The organism is Ureibacillus galli (assembly GCF_014836845.1).
Taxonomy (GTDB): domain Bacteria; phylum Bacillota; class Bacilli; order Bacillales_A; family Planococcaceae; genus Ureibacillus; species Ureibacillus galli.
Map to the genome: position 1 here is coordinate 25,757 of NZ_JACSQA010000014.1, position 19,795 is coordinate 45,551.

The window sequence follows — 19,795 nt, forward strand, 5'->3', positions numbered from 1 at the left end:
AAATTAGGGAAAATGATAATCTTCTAACTTTCAAAAAAACTATTTCGATTGTTTATTCAAATATGTTAAACTAAGTTCAACACTTTAAAGCGCTGAAGTGCGATTGGTTAGGAGAATACAATGAAAAATACGTATATGAAAGCCGCAATAGGTTTATATAGTAATTACTTTTTGTTAGGAATGGTGAATATCATCCTTTCCTCGAATATGGAAAGTTTGACGGAAAAATGGGGTACAACTAGTACGGTTATTAGTTACATTATAGCTGCCATCGGATTTGGAAAACTTTTAACATATAGTAGTTTAGGAGTTTTATCTGACAAGATTGGAAGAAAACCATTATTAATATTTGCCAGCTTATTTATGGCAGTGTTTTTAGTTAGTATTCCATTATTACCGAATTATAAGTTAGCCTTTCTATTTGCTCTTTTAGCTGGTGTGGCAAATGCAGCGATGGATGCTGGTTCCTACCCGGCATTAGTTGAAATCTTTACGAAAAAATCGGGTTCAGCGAATGTACTCGTAAAAGCTTTTATGTCGACAGGTGCAACGATTTTGCCGTTTATTATTTTATTTTTAGCCGATAATCATTTATTCTTCGGTTATTCCTTTTTCTTACTGGCCATTATTTATCTTTTCAATATGATGATTTTACTGTTGTCCACGTTTCCAAAAGGAAATGAAGTTAAAATAGAAGACAATGAGGAATCAGTTAAATCAATCGCAAAATTTAACTCGGAACCGAAATTATTAAAAGAAGGCTTATCGTTAATAGTTATTGGATTTACATCGACTGCCCTATTTACTGTAGCTCAAATTTGGTTGCCGAGCTATGGGCAAGAAGCTGTCTTTATGGCAACAAATGAAGCGGTGAAATTACTAAGTTACTATAGTATCGGATCGGTTGTTTCAGTATTAGCATTGGCTTTTGTTTTAGGCAATAAAATAAAGGCAACAACGATTTTGATTGTTTATCCAATGATTACGGTAATAACCGTTGCCGTTATTTTAACGATTAAAGAACCTTCTATTATTACAATGGCCTCCTTTTTCTTAGGCTTCTCAACAGCTGGGGTACTTCAACTTGCGATTACTTTAATGACCGAGTTATTTTGGATGAGAAAGGGGACTGTAACAGGTTTAGTTGCGACAGCATCCAGTGTAGCATCCGTTGTCATGCCACTTATTACTGGTGCGATTGCTGAAAGAGGAGCGATTAATTTTATATTTATTTTTGATGGGTTTATCGCTGTTATCGGGATAATTGCTGCCTTATTTATATTCGTAAGATATAAAAGGTTAACATTAAAAAGCTTCCAATAAGGAATGAATCAAATGATTCATTCCTTTTTTATTGAATAAAATCGTTTATTAATAATATCATATTAATTTTTTAATCTTTTAAAAAGTCTTTTAACTTAAAAACATAGTTGACCAATAAGATTAGTATGTTTATTATTAAGATAATATTCACACTTTTTTGAAATGGAAAGTGTTTACGTGTGGAGGGTTCGTAATGGGAAAAGTATATATTGTTGGAGCAGGACCAGGAAGTGTCGATTTAATTACTGTTAAAGGGTTGAAATGTATTCAACAAGCCGATGTCATTCTTTACGACCGTCTAGTGAATAAAGAACTATTGGAATATGCAAAACCAAATGCAGAATTAATTTTCGTTGGTAAGTTACCAAAATTGCATGGTGTTATTCAAGAGCGGATTCATAAATTACTCGTTCAACATGCTAGCAAAGGGAAAATAGTAACCCGTTTAAAAGGCGGGGATCCATTTGTGTTTGGGCGAGGTGCAGAAGAAGCAGAAGTGTTAGTGGAAGCTGGTATCCCGTTTGAAATCGTACCAGGCATCACTTCGGGTGTTGCCGCACCGGCTTATGCTGGAATCCCAGTTACCCATCGTGATCTAGGGTCTAGTTTTGCTATCGTAACGGGCCATATGCGTGAAGGAAAGGATGATTCCATTCAGTGGAAGGGTCTGGCAGAATCGGTTGATACCCTCGCAATTTATATGGGGGTTGGTAATTTACCCTATATTACGGAACAGCTTATGAAGTATAAGCGTAATCCACAAACACCTGTCGCATTAATTCATTGGGGAACAACAGAATTTCAAAAAACGATAACAGGAACATTGGAAACGATTGTAGAAATTGCGAATAAAGAGGAAATTCAAAATCCTAGCATGATTATCGTTGGAGAAGTTGTAAAAATGCATGAAAAAATCGCCTGGTTTGAACAATCAAAACCTTTACATGAAGTATCGATTTAAACAAGGAGGGGATGATCATGCAAGCTGTATTATATGTTGCCCATGGTAGCCGTGTAAAAGCCGGTATAGATGAAGCAATTGAATTTATAGAAACTGTAAAACCAAAAATTAATATAGCTATCCAAGAAATTTGTTTTCTAGAATTAGCTGCCCCTTCGATTGTAGAGGGAGTTGAAGCATGTGTTGCGAAAGGAGCAACACACATTGCTGTCGTTCCAATTCTACTGTTAACTGCTAATCATGCCAAACAAGATATCCCCATTGAAATAAACAAAGCAAAAGAACGATATCCCGATATCACCTTTACCTTTGGAAGACCTTTTGGAATACATGAAAAGTTGATAGAAAGCCTCCATGAAAGAGTGTTGGAAAAGGGGGCTAAAAATAATCGTGAGATTGATATTTTACTAATTGGACGTGGAAGCAGTGACCCAAGTGTGGAACTAGATCTCCGATTAATTGCGGATACTCTTCAAAGCCGGTATCACTACTCAAAGGTGGATGTTTGTTTTTTATATGGTAAAGGGCCATCCTTTGAAAAAACATTAGAGCAATTAAAAAAGGAACGGCATAAACCAGTTTATATCGTACCGTATCTTTTATTTACCGGATTATTAAAAATAGGGATTCAAAAGAAAATTGAACAGCAAGGTTATTTAGCAAATCAAGTCGTATTATGTGACTGTTTAGGGTATGACGAAAACGTTCGACAAGTATTAATAGAGCGTGTTAAAGAAACAATATATTCATATAGGGAGAGTGTCTCGAATGGATAAAAAACAGGCGAATTTTGAGCAAGCAATTGAGAATATAAAAAAAATGCTAACGACAATGAATTACGGTTCTATTACATTAATTGTTCAAGACAATACAATTGTTCAAATCGAAAAAAATGAAAAAATCCGATTAAAATAATTAAGCAAAGAGGTGTGTCGTAAGTGAAGTTAGAAGTAACCAATAGCCCTTTTACCGAACAACAAGTGAAGCAATTAAATGAAGTTTTAGCGAATTTATCACACAACCAAAAAGTATGGTTAACTGGATATTTAAGCGCAGTCGTATCAGTGCAAGCTGGTGAAGTTGCAACTGAAGGAAATCAAGCAGTCCCTAATAGTGCTGTTATATCTACTCCTGCTAACGTGAAGAAACATATTACAATTCTATATGCATCACAAACAGGTAATGCGGGTGGGTTAGCGAAAAAATTTGGAGAACAATTACAACAAGCTGGTTTTGATGTAAACGTTTCTTCTATGAGTGACTTTAAAACAAACGCATTAAAAAAAGTTGATCATTTACTTGTCATTGCAAGTACCCATGGGGAAGGGGAGCCGCCGGATAATGCTATCATGTTCCATCGTTTCTTATTTGGAAATCGTGCCCCTAAATTGGAGCATGTGAAATTTGCTGTGTTGTCATTAGGGGATAGCTCCTATGAATTTTTCTGCAAAACAGGAAAAGATTTCGATGAGCAGTTAGAAAAGCTCGGTGCTAAAAGATTCGTTGAGCGGGTGGATTGTGATCTAGAGTATGATGAGCCAGCTGCAAAATGGTTTGATAAAGTAAAAGCGAAATTGCAAGAGGGAGAAATCAGTGAGCAAACAGTACAAGAAGCGGCTCCTACAGTGCTCGCAACAACTACTGAATATTCTCGTAAAAATCCATATACGGCGGAAGTATTAGAGAAAATTAATTTAAACGGTCGTGGGTCGAACAAAGAAACGATTCATTTGGAAATATCCCTTGAAAATTCAGGTATCACTTTTGAACCGGGTGATAGTTTAGCCATCTTCCCGACGAACAATGAAAACTTGGTTGATTCATTACTTACTGCGTTACATTTTAATCCAGATACGAAAGTAACAGTGGATGACAAAACAATTTCATTAAAAGAAGCGTTAACAGATATTCTTGAAATTACAGTGCTTTCAAAGCCGGTAATGCAAAAAATTGGGGACTTTACAGTCAACGAAAAATTCCATGGGTTACTTGCTAATCGAGACTTATTTAAACAGTATACACATGGCCGTGATTTATTAGATGTTGTCCAAACATTCGGACCATTTAGTTGGGACGAACAAAGTTTTGTGAACCTATTAAGAAAAATACCTGCAAGACAATATTCTATTTCCAGCAGTTTAGCGGCATATCCAGATGAAGTCCATGTCACAATCGGTACAGTTCGCTATGAAGTAGATGGTAGACAGCGATTAGGAGTTTGTTCAACGCAAGTAGCAGATCGTTTAGAAATCGGTGATAAAGTACGTGTTTATGTCCAACGTAATCCGAACTTTAAATTACCTTCAGATGATACACCTATTATTATGGTAGGTCCTGGCACAGGCGTTGCACCGTTCCGTTCCTTTATTCAAGAAAGGGAAGAGCGGGGAGCTGAAGGGAAAAACTGGTTATTCTTTGGCGATCAGCATTTCACGACAGACTTTTTATACCAAACTGAATGGCAAAGCTGGTTAAAATCGGGCGTATTAACGAAATTAGATGTTGCCTTTTCTCGGGATAAAGCTGAAAAAGTGTATGTACAACATAAAATGCAAAAACATGCGGCAGAAATATATGATTGGTTAGAGCAAGGAGCAGTTTTCTACGTATGTGGGGATAAAAACTCAATGGCTGTGGATGTTCATAATACATTGCTACATATCATTGCGGAACAAGGAAATAAAACAGAAGAAGAAGCAAAAGCGTATTTAGACAATTTACGAAAAGAAAAACGTTATCAACGGGATGTATACTAAGGGGGAAGTACGCATGGTAGAAAAAATAGTATTACCGCCTCAAGAAGGTAAACCAAGTGATGTGGAAGAAATAAAAGCTGAAAGTAATTATTTACGCGGTACATTGGCGGAATCGATGGAAGATGAACTAAGTGCAGGAATTTCAGATTGGGATAACCGTTTAATGAAGTTCCATGGAAGTTATTTGCAAGATGATCGGGATGTTCGTCAGGAACGGGAACGACAAAAGCTTGAACCTGCTTATCAATTTATGGTTCGTGTTCGTATGCCAGGTGGTGTTGCAACGCCGACCCAATGGTTAAAATTAGATGAATTATCAGACCGTTATGGCAATCAATCCTTTAAAATTACAACTCGCCAAACAGTTCAATTTCACGGTATTTTAAAATGGAATATGAAAAAACATATGCAAGAATTGAATAGTGTTTTATTTGATACGTATGCTGCATGTGGGGATGTAAACCGAAATGTTATGTGTAATGCAAATCCTTATCAATCCAAATTGCATCAAGAAATTTTTGAATTATCTTCAAAAATTAGTGAGCATTTATTACCACGTTCCAATGCATATTATGAAATCTGGTTAGATAAAGAAAAAATTGTAGATACCCAAGAAGAACAGGAACCAATTTATGGGGCACTTTACTTACCTCGTAAATTTAAAATTGCCATTGCCATTCCACCGGCAAATGATGTGGATGTATTTTCACAAGATATCGGTTTAATTGCCGTCGTAGAAAATGATGAGTTAATCGGTTTTAATGTCGCCATTGGTGGTGGTATGGGAATGACCCATGGAGATACAGCAACGTATCCACAACTAAGCCGTTTAATCGGTTATATCCCAAAGGATAAAGTTGTCGATGCATGTGAAAAAATAATGACGGTACAACGGGATTATGGAAATCGTTCCGTTCGTAAATATGCACGATTTAAATATACAGTTGACCGATTAGGGTTAGAAAATGTAAAAAAAGAGATTGAGAATCGATTAGGTTATGAGTTTGAAGAAGAAAGACCATATACTTTTGAACATACGGGCGATCGTTTTGGCTGGATTAAAGGTGAAGATGGAAAATATCATTTTACGTTATTTATCCAAAATGGCCGTGTGAAAGATTTTGATAACTATCCATTAAAAACAGCGTTACGTGAAATCGCCCAAATCCATAAAGGAGAGTTCCGTTTTACTGGTAATCAAAATGTAGTTATTGCAAATGTTGGACCGAGAGCGAAAAAGGCAATCGATGAAATTATTGAAAAATACCATTTAACTGATAGTGATAAGTATTCGGCATTACGTCGAAATTCCATTGCTTGTGTAGCTTTACCAACATGTGGTTTAGCGATGGCTGAAGCAGAACGTTATTTACCTTCTTTAATTGAAAAAATTGAAACAATTCTTGATGAAAGCGGCTTGCATGAACAAGATATTACCATTCGTATGTCTGGCTGTCCTAATGGTTGTTCTCGAGCTGCAATGGGTGAAATTGGCTTTATCGGGAAAGGCCCAGGTAAGTATAATCTTTACTTAGGTGCGAGCCATACAGGTTCCAGATTAAATAAAATGTATAAAGAAAATATTGGGGAAGAGGAAATTTTAGCAACTCTTCGACCTATTATCGAACATTATGCGAAAGAACGTTTAACGGGAGAACATTTTGGTGATTTCGTTATTCGTGCAGGATATGTAGAAGCTGTAACGGATGGTCGTCAATTCCATAATCAAGTTTAAAAGTGAAGATAGGTTGCTTGTTTGCAACCTATCTTTTTCTATAAAGGGGAGATTTTATGTATCCAATTATGGTGAATTTAGAAAATAAGCAAGTCGTAATCATTGGTGGTGGGAAAGTTGCGACTCAAAAAACGGAGAAACTATTGCAGCAAAAAGCGAAAATAGTTGTGATTAGTCCAGAAATTACGGATAAGTTAAATACATACGCTGTAAATGGTGAAATCGAGTGGGTAAAACGTCCTTTTAAAGAAGGGGATACAGAAAACGCTTTTTTAGTTATTGCAGCAACGAATGAACATCATGTAAATGAACAAGTGAAGGATGGTTGCTTGGACAACCAACTTATTAATGTGGTAGATTCTCCTATCGATAGCAATTTTTTTAATATGGCATATTTAGACCATGGGATGTTAAAAATTGCGATTTCGACAGAAGGAGCGAGTCCTCTATTAGCAAAACAGATCAAGCAAGATATAATGAGTTTTTTAGATGATAGTTATGATGATTATTTACTTTTCCTCCAAAAGGCACGCCAAAAAATTAAAACAAACGTTTTGGATGAAAAAAGAAAATTATTTTTATTACATGAACTATTGCAAGACCGTTTCCGTAAAAATGAAGTGGAAAGGGAATTATTCCTTGAAAATTTATTTTAAATTCAGGTAAAATTTTCCTGATGGAAAAATAATAAAAAAGTACAATCCAGTTCAACTGGATTGTACTTTTTGCTTTGAGTGTTTATTCAAATGAACCGGCACTCATTCCAGCGATCCTTCCGGTAACCAGAGCGCTCGTAATGTTGTATCCACCGGTGTAACCGTGAATATCTAAAATTTCACCACAGAAAAATAAACCTTTTTTCATTTTGGAAGCCATAGTTTTTGGTTCAATTTCCTTAACTGAAACACCGCCACCAGTGACAAAGGCTTTTTCCAATGGTAAAGTACCATGTACATCCATTGTAAAACTAACAAGCTCCCGTGCCAGCTCGCGAATTTTTTCTTGGGAAATTTCTGCTGCTGTTTTGGATGGATCTATGGCAACCCGCTCCATTAAAAATAATAACCATCTTTCAGGAGCAACGGATTTCCAACTATTTTTCACTGCCTTTTTTGGGTCTTCCTTAGAAAGTTTGTTCAAATATTGTAGGCATGTTTCTTCGTTATAATTTGTTAACGTTTGAATTCGAAGTTTCACAGGAGCATGGCCATTTTTCTTACGTTCTTTTACAATAAATTGGCTACACCGTAATATGGCAGGACCGCTCACACCAAAGTGGGTAAATAGCATGTCCATTTGATGTGTCACAATCGGTTTTCCTTTTTTATTTAATACGGATACAGCAACGTCCCGTAAAGCTAAACCTTGTAACTGTCTAGATTGAATAAAAGGTTCATTGGATTTTACAGGAACTTCAGTAGGGTAAAGTTCGGTAACTGTATGACCTGCCCGTTCTGCCCAAGGATAGCCATCTCCCGTTGATCCTGTTTGAGGAACAGCTTTACCGCCGACAGCAACTACGACTGTTTTTGATAAAAGTTCAGTTCCATCCGTTAAACGAACACCTAAAATTTTTTCATCATCCATTAATAATTTACTGACTGCTGTTTGAAGCCGAATTTCAACGTGGAGCTTCTTTAGCTCGTTAACGAGGGCATCCACTACGTCTTGAGCCCGGTTTGATACAGGAAACATCCGACCATGGTCCTCTTCTTTTAAATGGACACCAAATCCTTCAAAAAATTCAATAATATTTTCATTATTATAAACGGTAAATGGACTATATAAAAAGCGACCATTTCCGGGAATATGTTGTATAATTTCATCTACGGATAATCGATTCGTTACATTACATCGTCCACCGCCTGAAATTGCAAGTTTTTTTCCAAGTTTGTTTCCTTTTTCAATTAATAGTACTTTTTTATGTTGTTCACCAGCAGCAATTGCCGCCATCAATCCCGATGGACCGCCACCAATTACGATTACATCAAACATAGTTCGTCTCACTTTCTTCATTTAATTGTTCGTTTTTGTTCATTTCAATAGCTTACTCTACACATTATACATAATTATGGAGAAACTATTTGAGTTAATCGACTTTCACATGTAAACTAACATGTAGATTCGTTTTCGAAACAATATTTGTTTGAAATCGTCGACTATTTCAGTCGACTTTTATTTTTCAAATATATACATACTTTATTCTTATTAATTTCATAAAGATTGGAATGTTTTTATGTCTTCATTAATGAAAGGTACTGCGATTTTAACAATCGGCTTGTTTTTATCGAAAGTCCTTGGTTTAGTTTATGTTTTCCCGTTCTATTCCATTGTTGGCGAAGAAAATATTGGATTATACCAATACGCCTATATACCTTATAACATTATGCTTTCTATTGCGATATCAGGTCTACCGATTGCGGTTTCAAAATTTGTTTCTAAATATAATGCAATAGGAGATTATGAAGCAGGTAGAAGACTTTTTAAATCTGGATTTTCTGTCATGCTCATTACAGGAGTTGTGTCATTTATTTTCCTCAATTTGTTAGCAAATCCGATAGCGAATATCGTTATAGAGGATGATGAACAAATTTATTCTGTTGAACAAATTGCGTCCGTTATTCGTTGGGTTAGTTACGCATTACTAGCAGTACCGATTATGAGTTTAATAAGAGGATTTTTCCAAGGATATAATCATTACATGCCTACTTCGGTTTCCCAATTAGTTGAGCAAATCGTACGTATTATTGTTTTACTAGGCGGTTCGTTTATCGTCGTCGTACTATTGGATGGAAAAACGGAAACTGCCATTAAGTTTGCTGTATTTGCAGCGTTTGTTGGTGCTCTAGGTGGTTTAGTTGTTTTATATTTCTATTGGAAAAAATTAAAACCAGAAATGAATACCCTTTTACTTAGTAATGTTTCTTCTGGAGAACTTTCGTATAAAGATATATACAAAGAAATTATTCAATACTCGATTCCAATTGTGTTCGTAGGAATGTCCAACTCCTTATTCCAATTACTCGATATGTTAACTTTTAATAGTGCGATGATTTCCATTGGTTTAGCAAAAGTGACAGATACGTATTTAACCATGTTGAATTTCACAACGCAAAAAATTGTCATTATTCCCGTGATGCTTGCGACAGGTTTTTCAATGGCTTTAATTCCGACGATTACGAAACACTTTACTTTAGGGGAATATGGAGTCCTCCATCATTCGATGGACAAAACGTATCAAATTTTATTATTTATAACGGTACCAGCAAGTTTCGGAATTGCGGTTTTAGCGCCAGATATATACCATGTACTTTATGAACAAAGCGAAATGGGAGCTGAAGTTTTAGCTCACTATGCACCATTGGCTATTCTTTTTGCACTGTTCTCTGTAACAGCTGCTATTCTACAAGGAATCGATTATCAAAAATGGATTATTTTTAGTTTATTAACTGGATTATTAATAAAACTTATGCTCAATACACCGCTTATTAAAGTGATGGAAGTAGATGGCGCGATACTTGCTACGGCGATTGGATATATTGTAACAATTATAATTAACATCGCTGTTATTCATAAAGTTTTACATTATCGCTCGAAAGTCGTATTTAGAAGAACATTGTTAATTAGTATTTTAACGTTTATTATGTGCGTTGCCGTCATCGCTACAAATAAATTATTATATATCATTGCAGAACCGTCTAATAAAGGAATAACAGCTCTTTATTTACTTATTTGTGTTGGCGTCGGAGTTATTATTTATGGATATGCTTCCTTCCGATTAGGACTTGCACAAAAACTTTTAGGCGAACGATTTGCCAAATTAGGCAATAAACTTGGATTTAAATAGGGGGAGTCTCTCTTTTGCGATTAGATAAATTATTATCCAATATGGGGTTTGGTACTCGAAAAGAAGTGAAACAACTGTTGAAACAAAAGGTTGTAACGGTTGATGGGGTAACAGTGAAGGATGCTTCGATGCATGTGGATCCAGATAGTCAGGACGTTAGTGTTTATGGAGAACGGGTTCAATACACTGAATTCATTTATATTATGATGAATAAGCCTCCAGGAGTCATTTCAGCTACTGAAGATATAGTTGAAAAAACGGTAATTGATTTATTAGATCCTTTAGCTCGTCATTTTAAGCCATTTCCAGTAGGAAGATTGGATAAGGATACGGAAGGATTGCTTTTAATTACAAACGATGGTCAATTGGCACATAATTTACTATCACCGAAAAAACATGTCCCGAAAACCTATTATGCGAAAATTGATGGGGTTGTTACTGAGGAAGATATCGAAGCCTTTCAACAAGGAGTTGAATTGGATGATGGCTATGTAACAAAACCTGGGAAACTTGTTATCCTTTCATCTGGTGAAAAATCAGAGATTGAACTAACAATCCAAGAAGGGAAGTTCCATCAAGTAAAAAGAATGTTTGAATCTGTTGGAAAGAAAGTAACCTATTTAAAACGATTATCGATGGGAAGTTTAAAACTTGATGAACAATTAAAACTAGGGGAATATCGGGAGTTATCGGAAAATGAATTGGTAACATTAATCAATTCATCTCAAGTTACACAATGATAGATGAATAAGTTTCTCTTGTTCTATGAATGATTCCTTCAAATGATGATAAGACTTATTCATAGAGACGAATGAATAGAAAAAAAGAATGACCCCGACGACAGGTCATTCTTTTTTCTTTATCTATATAACGAAGTCTAGCAACATTGTTCACTAAGCTTAATGTATGTTTAAGCAAACTTTCCTCATAGAATTGAGGTTTTTTGTTGCATTGTATCTAAGATGTTAATTTTACTTTTTTCTTCGTCGTTGTCCATTTACCCCGACTTGGACTTTCGACCAAATCATTAAAGGCTAACACATTCAAATCTCTTTGAATGGTGCGAGGAGTGATATTGAACTCTTCGACTAAATCCTGTGTAGATACCGTCCCCTTATCAAGGATGAACATATACACGTCTTTAATACGATTAAGCATTCTGTCAGTAGTTGGTTTCATAATCATGAACCACTCCTTCGATCTTAATTCTCATGGAAAAGACTAGCGGACGACAAAAGTGTAGAGGCTACTTTGGCTAATTAAATTTCTGCCTTAGACATCCCCTTTTTTATATATTTTTTTGTCAAGTAATTTACTATGACAACGCCATTATATCAGTAAACTAGTAATTTTTCCATAATTCTCAGTTAATTATTATAATTTTTACGAAGTCTTTAATGTGATAATACGAAAAACACCGGTGGAATATGACAATTAGGCTTGTACTTTATAATAGAAAGAGTAAAATAATCGGTAATAAGTATAGAGGTGATTAAATGGATTGGTTAAAATTAGCGGAATCTAGAAAAGAAGAATTGATTTCAGAATTACAACAGTTAATTCAAATTGAAAGTGTTCTTGATGAAGAGAGTGCAACAGAGGAAGCTCCATTTGGTCAAGGTCCATTAAAGGCTCTACAATTTATGCTTTCAAAAGGTGAACAACAAGGGTTTCAAACGAAAAATGTAGATAATGTGGCTGGCCATATTGAAATGGGATCAGGCGACGACTTGCTCGGAATATTATGCCATGTGGATGTTGTGCCAGTAGGAGATTCCTGGACATATCCTCCTTTTAAAGGGAAAGTAGTCGACGGGAAATTATTTGGCAGAGGTGCTATTGATGATAAAGGTCCAACTATTGCTGCATGGTTAGCTATGAAAATGGTAAAAGATGCAGGTGTTTCACTAAATAAACGTGTTCGAATGATTATTGGGACAGATGAAGAAACGGGATTCCGCTGTGTAACCCATTATTTCACAAAAGAACAAATGCCTACAATTGGCTTTGCACCAGACGCAGATTTTCCATTGATTAATGCAGAAAAAGGGATTGCATTGATAAACTTTTCCCAAAAAGGGCAAGTAACGGCAGATGAACAAATTGTTGCATTCCAGGCCGGACAACGTTCGAATATGGTACCGGATCATGCAAAAGCGATCATTCAAAATGTAAGCTCTGGTATGGAAGAAGAATTTCAGCAATTTTTAGAAGAAAATGTGACAGAAGGTACTTTAATTCAAGATGAAGGACGATATATAATAACGGTTAAAGGAAAATCAGCCCACGCAATGGAGCCTGAAAAAGGTAGAAATGCGGCTGTATTACTTGCAAAATTTCTTATTAACTATATTACTACTCCGGCAAGTAACCAATTTCTTTCTTTCATCGTCAATACGTTTGGTCAGGACTACAAGGGCACAAAAATTAAACTAGATTTTGAAGATGCTATGTCTGGTCCTACAACTTTAAATCCTGGTGTTGTATTATTTCACCATGAACGGGGTGGCCATATTCAAGTAAGTATGCGTTACTCGGTAAGCTATCCTTTTGAAGAAAAAATAACAGATGCAACAAAAGAAGTATCTGCATTAGGGTTTGCTTTAGATGTGGCATCAAATTCAACTCCTCACTATGTACCGGAAGAAGATGAGCTTGTGCAAACTATGTTAAAAGTATACCGAAAATATACAGGAGACGAAGCAAAACCGTTATCTACCGGTGGAGGTACGTATGCGAGGACGATGGAAAAAGGGGTAGCCTTTGGGATGCTCTTCCCTGGTGAACCAGATGTGGCTCACCAAGCAGATGAATATGTGTTGATTGATCATTTAGTGAAAGCTGCCGCTATTTATGCGGAAACGATTGTTGAGTTAGCAGGTAAATAAAAATTAAAAGGATGATAAAAAATGGGCTATGTATTATGGAATGACAAAATTGTCGATGAAAGTGAAGTAATAATTGATAAAGAAGATAGAGGTTATCAATTCGGTGACGGAGTTTATGAAGTAATTAAAATTTATGATGGTGAAATGTTTACTGCAACGGAGCACATCGATCGATTTTATTTAAGCGCAGAAAAAATTAAAATTACGATTCCGTTTACAAAAGATAAACTTCACCAATTATTACACCAATTAGTGGAAGCGAATGAAATTAAGACAGGAAATCTTTATTTCCAAATTACGCGCGGTACTGCTCCACGTATCCACCAATTCCCAGGGGACAACGTATTACCTGTACTGACAGGTAATGTGAAAGAGGCTCCTCGTTCAACGGAAAATATGGAAAAAGGAGTAAAAGCGGTATTTGCAGAAGATATTCGTTGGTTACGTTGTGATATTAAATCACTAAATTTATTAGGTGCAGTATTAGCAAAACAAGAAGCTTATGAAAAAGGGTGTTACGAAGCAATTCTACACCGTGGAAATATCATTACGGAAGGATCGTCCACAAACGTATTTGGTATTAAAGATGGAGTTCTTTATACACATCCAACGGATAATTTCATTTTAAACGGGATTACGCGTAATGTGATTTTAACTTGTGCAAAGGAAATTGGCCTTCCGGTAAAAGAAGAACCATTTACGAAAGAACAAGCATTGAATATGGATGAATTATTTGTGTCATCTACAACTTCTGAAATTACTCCAGTTATCGAATTGGAAGAATCAGCTATCAACAATGGAGTCATCGGAGAATGGACGCGCAAATTACAAGCACAATTTGAATCAAAACTTCCTCAACAATTTCAATTAAATTTATCTAAATAATTGATTAAGTTTACTAGTGGGTAGGACATCACCTATCCACTATTTTTTTTGCGTTTCCTCATGTAAAATTAAAAAGGGGATATAAAGAATAGGAGTGTTTTTTTTGGCTCAATTAGTGAAACTACAAGATTACATTTCAAGATATCAAGTCGATCTCTCAAGATATCCAACCCAATTTGTTCGTTTGAAAAAAAGCCAGTGGGAACGTGTAAAACAACAATGGCAATCAGGTGAAGAAACACCTGAGTGGCAACATATTGAATCGGATGAAGACATACAACATAGCAAAAAAACTTTTTCTCTTTTTGAAAAACTAAAGTTGAAAAAAGAGCCACAGGAAATAGAAAATATAGAAAATGTGGATGTTTCAAATGAGCTAATGAATCCGGAAGAAGAAATTCCTGAGGAAGAAACAACTTTATTTTTTGAACCAAAAATTGTCTATCAACCGAGTTCCATAGAAGAGCTGAAGAAAATGTTCATGGATCAGTTTTTTCATTTTCAAATTAAATGGGCAAGTTCAACATTAAGGGAAAAATCCTATGTAGATCCGAAATTTTTAAGAGATTCATTACTTCGGACCATTCTTCAACGGTTACCTGATAGCTTTTTAGTGCTATATTATCCAATTGTAAAAGTAAAGAAAGCACCTGTTGAATTAGATATCATTCTATTAACACCGACTGAATGTTTATGTATCACATTAGTAGAACAAGAAAATCAAGCGGTTTTTGTTGGGAATAGTGATCGTTTTTGGACAAAAAAAGTAGGGAAAACATCGAAAAAAATGTTGAATCCATTAATTCAATTAAATCGGATGGAGTCCATTATTACTCAGTTATTTGCTACGAATAACGTTGACATTCCAATTCGAAAAGTGCTCCTTTCAAGAAATGGATATTTTGATTATCCTGGTTCTGTTTTTAATGTCCAATTCATTGATAAACGAGAATTTCCGCAATGGATAAATCAATTATCCCGCTATTCTTCACCGATGAAACGGATGCAAATGCAAGCAGCACAAGCAATTTTACAGACGGTGCAAACGACTTCTTTTAAACGTGATATTTGGAAAGCTGAACAACAGGAGCAATAAAAGTGGAATTATTTTTTATTATTAATGAGCATGCTGGTAATGGAAAAGGAAAAAAAATCTGGAAAAAGTTAAAAAAAGAACTAAATATATCTTTTTCTTATTACAAAACAAACAAAAGTGGACATGCCATTATCCTCGCCCGGGAACTTGCGAACACCTCTAGACCATCAGGAAAAAAAATACTTGTTATTGCGATTGGAGGAGACGGAACAATCCATGAAGTCGTAAATGGGGTAATTGGTTATGACCATGTTTATGTTGGAGCAATCGGTGCAGGTTCTGGTAATGATTACTCACGGGGATATTTTACATTTCAATCAGCTCAACAAGTAAATGAATTTTTAAGTAATGAACAATCTTTCGAAAAGTTTGATAGCGGACTATTAAATTGGGATAATGATAAACAAGTTCATTTTGTTAACAATTCAGGTATTGGTTTTGATGCCTTTGTAGCTGAACAGGCGAACCAATCGACTATAAAAAAACGTCTGAATAAAATAGGACTTGGTAAGTTTTGTTATGTTTATTTTGTGTTGCTCGGTTTGTTTACATTTAAATTATTTTCCATAACAGTTGAACAAAATGGAGTTCGAAGAAAATATGAAAAGGTATGGTTTGCTACGATATCCAATCAACCTTATTTCGGTGGAGGGATGAAAATCTCACCGAAATCGGATCCAAAAGATGGGCGATTCGAATTGACGATCGTTTATGATTTATCGCGGATCAAATTATTATTCATGTTTATAACCGTATTTTTTGGCAGCCATACGAGATTGCGAGAAGTCATTCAAGAAAATAGTGATCAGTTTACACTGTACATAAACGATGAATTACCTTGTCATACCGATGGAGAAATAATAGGAACAACAAAAAAAGGTTCACGTATTCAATATATTGTCCGACAGAAAAGTTGGTCGGCGGTTAAAAGAAAATAGCGAATTTATGAAATAGGAAGAAAAATAAGCTATAATAAAATGAAATTAGGAACATCTAAGAAATGAGGATTTATCAGTGAGATTAAGAAATAAACCATGGGCTGAAGAATTTATTACAAATCATCCAGAAGTGATTATACCAAACCCTGAAGAGTTTAAAGGGAATTGGAAAGCGGTTTTTGGAAACGAAAACCCACTGCATATTGAAGTAGGTACCGGGAAAGGTCAATTTGTAACAGGAATGGCATTAGCCAATCCGAATATTAATTATATCGGCATAGAATTATATGATAGTGTGATTGTAAGTGCACTAGAAAAAGTGTTAGATGCTAATACACCACCTAATTTACGATTATTAAAAGTAAATGGAGCAGATTTAGCAAAATATTTTGCAAAAGATGATGTAAGTCGAGTTTATTTAAATTTCTCAGATCCTTGGCCGAAAACGCGTCATGCAAAACGTCGTTTAACCCACGAAGGGTTTTTGAAGTTATATGAATCTATTTTAGTTGATAACGGGGAAATTCATTTTAAAACGGACAATCGTGGCTTATTTGAATATTCTCTCGTTAGTATGTCGGAATATGGAATGTTATTGAAATATGTATCATTAGATTTACATGCCAACATGCCGGAAGACAACATTATGACAGAATATGAAGAGAAATTTTCTGCTAAAGGTCAGCCAATCTATCGTTTAGAATCGCAATTTATAACGAAGAAATAATGTAAATCGTTTATTTTCAATTCGATTTCTCGTTTAATCGGATTTTTAAATAAATATAACAACAAAGGGGAGATAGGGATGGATCAACTTCAATTTCACAATATGTCCTTAACATGGCTTAATGGGGGCGTCACTTCTTTAGATGGCGGAGCAATGTTTGGAGTCGTACCAAAACCACTTTGGTCAAGAAAATATCCAGTCAATGACAAAAATCAAATTGAATTAGCTTGTGAACCAATCTTAATTCAATACGAAGGGAAAAATTATTTAATTGACAGTGGTGTCGGCTTTAATAAGTTAACAGAAAAACAACTTCGTAACTTTGGTGTTACGGAAGAATCAACCATTTTAGAAAGTTTGGAACAAATGGGACTTACGGCCGAAGATATTGATTATGTGTTAATGACACATCTACACTTTGACCATGCAGGGGGATTAACTCGTTGGGAAGGGGACACACTTGTATCTACATTCCCGAAAGCAAAAATATATACGACCGAAATTGAATGGGATGAAATGCGTAATCCTAATATTCGATCTAAAAATACGTATTGGAAAGAAAATTGGGAACCAGTTCAACATCAAGTGGAGACTTTTTCTAATTCTTTGACGGTAGCACCAGGAATTGAAATGATTCATACAGGTGGACATAGTGATGGACATGCGATTATTAAGTTGACTCAAAATGGGGAAACATTAATTCATATGGCGGACATTATGCCAACCCATGCCCATCAAAATCCTTTATGGGTATTAGCCTATGACGATTATCCAATGACAAGTGTATTTGCTAAAGAGAAAATAATGAAAGAAGCTTTAGCAGAAGGGTATAAATTTATTTTCTATCATGACGCTTATTTTCGATTAATTCAATGGAGTGCCGATGGAAAAGAAGTGACGGACTCATTGAAGCGCAGTAAAGAAGCACGTATTCAATTTGAAACAAACGTATAAAAGAAATGGGCTGTTTGATGATTGAATCAAACAGCCCATTTCTTTTATGAAGGACATTTATACTTTTAATAACTCAACAACTACTCCAGAACGAGCATCTGCTGCAAATTCAAATGTTTCCATCTCACCATTAGTAACTCTAGTAATACCTCCGCGGTAAACAGGAATTGTCATAATTCCATTGTGATAATCATCAGTTTTCATATAAATCCAAGAACCATCAATAGGACTTTCTTTTTTAAATTCGGCTTTTATATTGTCTAATACTTGATTGGCGGGTACAAAAGGCGAAATTCTTTCAGAAGTTTCTTTAATAATAATGGATGCAGCTAAACCTGTTGCTACACCAATTAAAAAATCCCTTAATTTCATTTGCCATCCTCCTTTAAACTATTCTTTATTTTAACACCAATTAAAACAGAAGTCTTGTTCAATCCTATAAATAGATTCCCTTATGGATAGAACGGAATAAATTGAACCATGCTTTAAAAAGATTCAATATGGACAGTTAGGATGAAAATTTTTCATCGATACAATTCGATTTGCGAAATATATATGATAGAATAAGATTGAATAATTAAATAAAATAGGGAGTGTTCTTTCATGAATACTGAAACATTACAATTATTTAAAACATTAACGGAATTACCTGCAGCCCCTGGCGATGAATCGGCTGTTCGAAAGTTTATGCGTGGGGAACTAGAAAAGTATGCGGATGAAATTATTCAAGATAATCTAGGTGGAATTTTTGGCGTAAGAAAAGCTGAAGATGAAAATGCACCCAAAATATTAGTTGCTGGTCATATGGATGAAGTATCTTTTATGGTGAAGGATATTACGGAAAATGGGATGCTTCGATTCCAGCCACTAGGTGGTTGGTCGAATCAAGTGTTACAAGCCCAAAGAGTAACTGTTTATGCAAAAGAACAAGAAATTCCAGGTGTAATTGCATCGATTCCTCCTCATTTACTAAGAGGAACAGATAAAAATCATACGATGGAAATTAAAGATATGTTAATTGACGTAGGAGCAGATAGTAAAGAAGATGCCCTACAAATGGGTATTCGACCAGGTCAATCGATTATTCCAATTTGTCCATTTACACCGATGGCAAACCCGAAAAAAATTATGGCGAAAGCTTGGGATAACCGATATGGTTGTGGTTTAGCGATCGAATTGCTAAAAGAATTGAAAGGCGAGAAAGTAGTGAATAATCTATATTCAGGTGCAAACGTAATGGAGGAAGTTGGATTGCGCGGGGCACAAGTGTCTGCAAACATGATTAAACCTGATATTTTCTTCGCCCTTGATGCTTCTGCTGCAAATGATACAACGGGAGACAAAACCCAATTTGGTCAATTAGGCAAAGGAACGTTACTACGAATTTATGACCCAACGATGGTTACACACCGTGGATTGCGTGAATTTATTTTGGATACGGCAGAAACTAATGATATACCGTATCAATATTTTGTTTCCAATGGTGGTACGGACGCTGGTAAAGTACATATTTCCAATGAAGGAATTCCAAGTACTGTTATTGGTATTTGTTCTCGCTACATTCATACTTCAGCTTCCATCATTCATGTTGATGATTATGCAGCTGCAAAAGAGTTGCTTGTGAAATTAGTTCGTACGTTAGACAGAAGTACAGTGGATACAATTATCCACAATGGATAAAATTA

At 35.4% G+C, this 19,795-nt stretch carries 19 protein-coding genes; 16 read left to right on the forward strand and 3 right to left on the reverse strand.

Annotation, left to right across the window (positions count from 1 at the left end; translation table 11 throughout):
- The first annotated feature begins 120 nt into the window (after positions 1-120).
- The 7 genes from H9636_RS10410 to H9636_RS10440 all read left to right on the forward strand — a co-directional run bounded on the left by H9636_RS10410 (position 121) and on the right by H9636_RS10440 (position 7,431).
- Entirely contained in the window at positions 121-1,323 is a 1,203-nt protein-coding gene (locus H9636_RS10410) for an MFS transporter (RefSeq protein ID WP_191707546.1), read from the forward strand.
- 193 nt (positions 1,324-1,516) lie between these two features.
- Positions 1,517-2,284: a uroporphyrinogen-III C-methyltransferase gene (gene cobA / locus H9636_RS10415; RefSeq protein WP_191707547.1), complete on the forward strand. Its 768-nt coding sequence runs from the start codon at positions 1,517-1,519 to the stop codon at positions 2,282-2,284.
- 17 nt (positions 2,285-2,301) lie between these two features.
- Entirely contained in the window at positions 2,302-3,060 is a 759-nt protein-coding gene (locus H9636_RS10420; RefSeq protein WP_191707548.1) for a sirohydrochlorin chelatase, read from the forward strand.
- Positions 3,053-3,199, forward strand: coding sequence for a YezD family protein (locus tag H9636_RS10425; protein WP_191707549.1), 147 nt, complete (start codon positions 3,053-3,055; stop codon positions 3,197-3,199). The genes H9636_RS10420 and H9636_RS10425 overlap by 8 nt, the downstream gene beginning before the upstream one ends.
- A 23-nt stretch (positions 3,200-3,222) precedes the next feature.
- Positions 3,223-5,040, forward strand: coding sequence for an assimilatory sulfite reductase (NADPH) flavoprotein subunit (locus H9636_RS10430; protein WP_191707550.1), 1,818 nt, complete (start codon positions 3,223-3,225; stop codon positions 5,038-5,040).
- Between the two features lie 13 nt (positions 5,041-5,053).
- Positions 5,054-6,775, forward strand: a complete 1,722-nt coding sequence (gene cysI / locus H9636_RS10435) for an assimilatory sulfite reductase (NADPH) hemoprotein subunit (RefSeq protein ID WP_191707551.1) — start codon at positions 5,054-5,056, stop codon at positions 6,773-6,775.
- 56 nt (positions 6,776-6,831) lie between these two features.
- The gene (locus H9636_RS10440) at positions 6,832-7,431 is read left to right on the forward strand and encodes an NAD(P)-binding protein (protein WP_191707552.1); all 600 of its coding nucleotides are present in this window, start codon (positions 6,832-6,834) and stop codon (positions 7,429-7,431) included.
- Positions 7,432-7,513: 82 nt separating this feature from the next.
- Here the strand turns inward: H9636_RS10440 and H9636_RS10445 are convergent, their stop codons facing one another.
- On the reverse strand, positions 7,514-8,770 hold the full coding sequence (locus H9636_RS10445) for a BaiN/RdsA family NAD(P)/FAD-dependent oxidoreductase (RefSeq protein WP_191707553.1): 1,257 nt from the start codon (positions 8,768-8,770) through the stop codon (positions 7,514-7,516).
- A 241-nt stretch (positions 8,771-9,011) separates the two neighbouring features.
- Between H9636_RS10445 and H9636_RS10450 the strand changes: the two genes are divergently transcribed.
- Together H9636_RS10450 and H9636_RS10455 are read left to right on the forward strand one after the other, a co-directional pair.
- Positions 9,012-10,622 carry a putative polysaccharide biosynthesis protein gene (locus tag H9636_RS10450; RefSeq protein ID WP_191707554.1) on the forward strand — a complete coding sequence of 537 codons (1,611 nt, stop codon included), beginning with the start codon at positions 9,012-9,014 and terminating at the stop codon, positions 10,620-10,622.
- Positions 10,623-10,636: 14 nt separating this feature from the next.
- Complete coding sequence (locus H9636_RS10455) at positions 10,637-11,362, forward strand: pseudouridine synthase (RefSeq protein WP_191707555.1); 726 nt, start codon at positions 10,637-10,639, stop codon at positions 11,360-11,362.
- A 217-nt stretch (positions 11,363-11,579) separates the two neighbouring features.
- Here the strand turns inward: H9636_RS10455 and H9636_RS10460 are convergent, their stop codons facing one another.
- On the reverse strand, positions 11,580-11,801 hold the full coding sequence (locus H9636_RS10460) for a DeoR family transcriptional regulator (protein ID WP_121212652.1): 222 nt from the start codon (positions 11,799-11,801) through the stop codon (positions 11,580-11,582).
- 317 nt (positions 11,802-12,118) lie between these two features.
- Between H9636_RS10460 and pepV the strand changes: the two genes are divergently transcribed.
- The 6 genes from pepV to H9636_RS10490 all read left to right on the forward strand — a co-directional run bounded on the left by pepV (position 12,119) and on the right by H9636_RS10490 (position 18,110).
- The gene (pepV, locus tag H9636_RS10465) at positions 12,119-13,510 is read left to right on the forward strand and encodes a dipeptidase PepV (protein ID WP_191707556.1); all 1,392 of its coding nucleotides are present in this window, start codon (positions 12,119-12,121) and stop codon (positions 13,508-13,510) included.
- Between the two features lie 21 nt (positions 13,511-13,531).
- Positions 13,532-14,395 (forward strand): D-amino-acid transaminase, encoded by an 864-nt coding sequence (gene dat, locus H9636_RS10470; protein ID WP_191707557.1) that lies wholly within the window; start codon positions 13,532-13,534, stop codon positions 14,393-14,395.
- Positions 14,396-14,498: 103 nt separating this feature from the next.
- Positions 14,499-15,491, forward strand: coding sequence for a nuclease-related domain-containing protein (locus H9636_RS10475; RefSeq protein WP_191707558.1), 993 nt, complete (start codon positions 14,499-14,501; stop codon positions 15,489-15,491).
- 2 nt (positions 15,492-15,493) lie between these two features.
- Positions 15,494-16,429 carry a diacylglycerol/lipid kinase family protein gene (locus H9636_RS10480; protein WP_191707559.1) on the forward strand — a complete coding sequence of 312 codons (936 nt, stop codon included), beginning with the start codon at positions 15,494-15,496 and terminating at the stop codon, positions 16,427-16,429.
- Between the two features lie 76 nt (positions 16,430-16,505).
- On the forward strand, positions 16,506-17,156 hold the full coding sequence (trmB, locus tag H9636_RS10485; protein ID WP_191707560.1) for a tRNA (guanosine(46)-N7)-methyltransferase TrmB: 651 nt from the start codon (positions 16,506-16,508) through the stop codon (positions 17,154-17,156).
- Between the two features lie 78 nt (positions 17,157-17,234).
- The gene (locus tag H9636_RS10490) at positions 17,235-18,110 is read left to right on the forward strand and encodes a YtnP family quorum-quenching lactonase (protein WP_191707561.1); all 876 of its coding nucleotides are present in this window, start codon (positions 17,235-17,237) and stop codon (positions 18,108-18,110) included.
- A 57-nt stretch (positions 18,111-18,167) separates the two neighbouring features.
- Here H9636_RS10490 and H9636_RS10495 read toward each other — a convergent pair whose 3' ends face one another.
- Positions 18,168-18,482 carry a hypothetical protein gene (locus H9636_RS10495; protein ID WP_191707562.1) on the reverse strand — a complete coding sequence of 105 codons (315 nt, stop codon included), beginning with the start codon at positions 18,480-18,482 and terminating at the stop codon, positions 18,168-18,170.
- A 231-nt stretch (positions 18,483-18,713) separates the two neighbouring features.
- Here H9636_RS10495 and H9636_RS10500 point away from each other — a divergent pair, with 231 nt between their 5' ends.
- Positions 18,714-19,790, forward strand: a complete 1,077-nt coding sequence (locus H9636_RS10500) for a M42 family metallopeptidase (protein ID WP_191707563.1) — start codon at positions 18,714-18,716, stop codon at positions 19,788-19,790.
- Positions 19,791-19,795 lie beyond the last annotated feature (5 nt).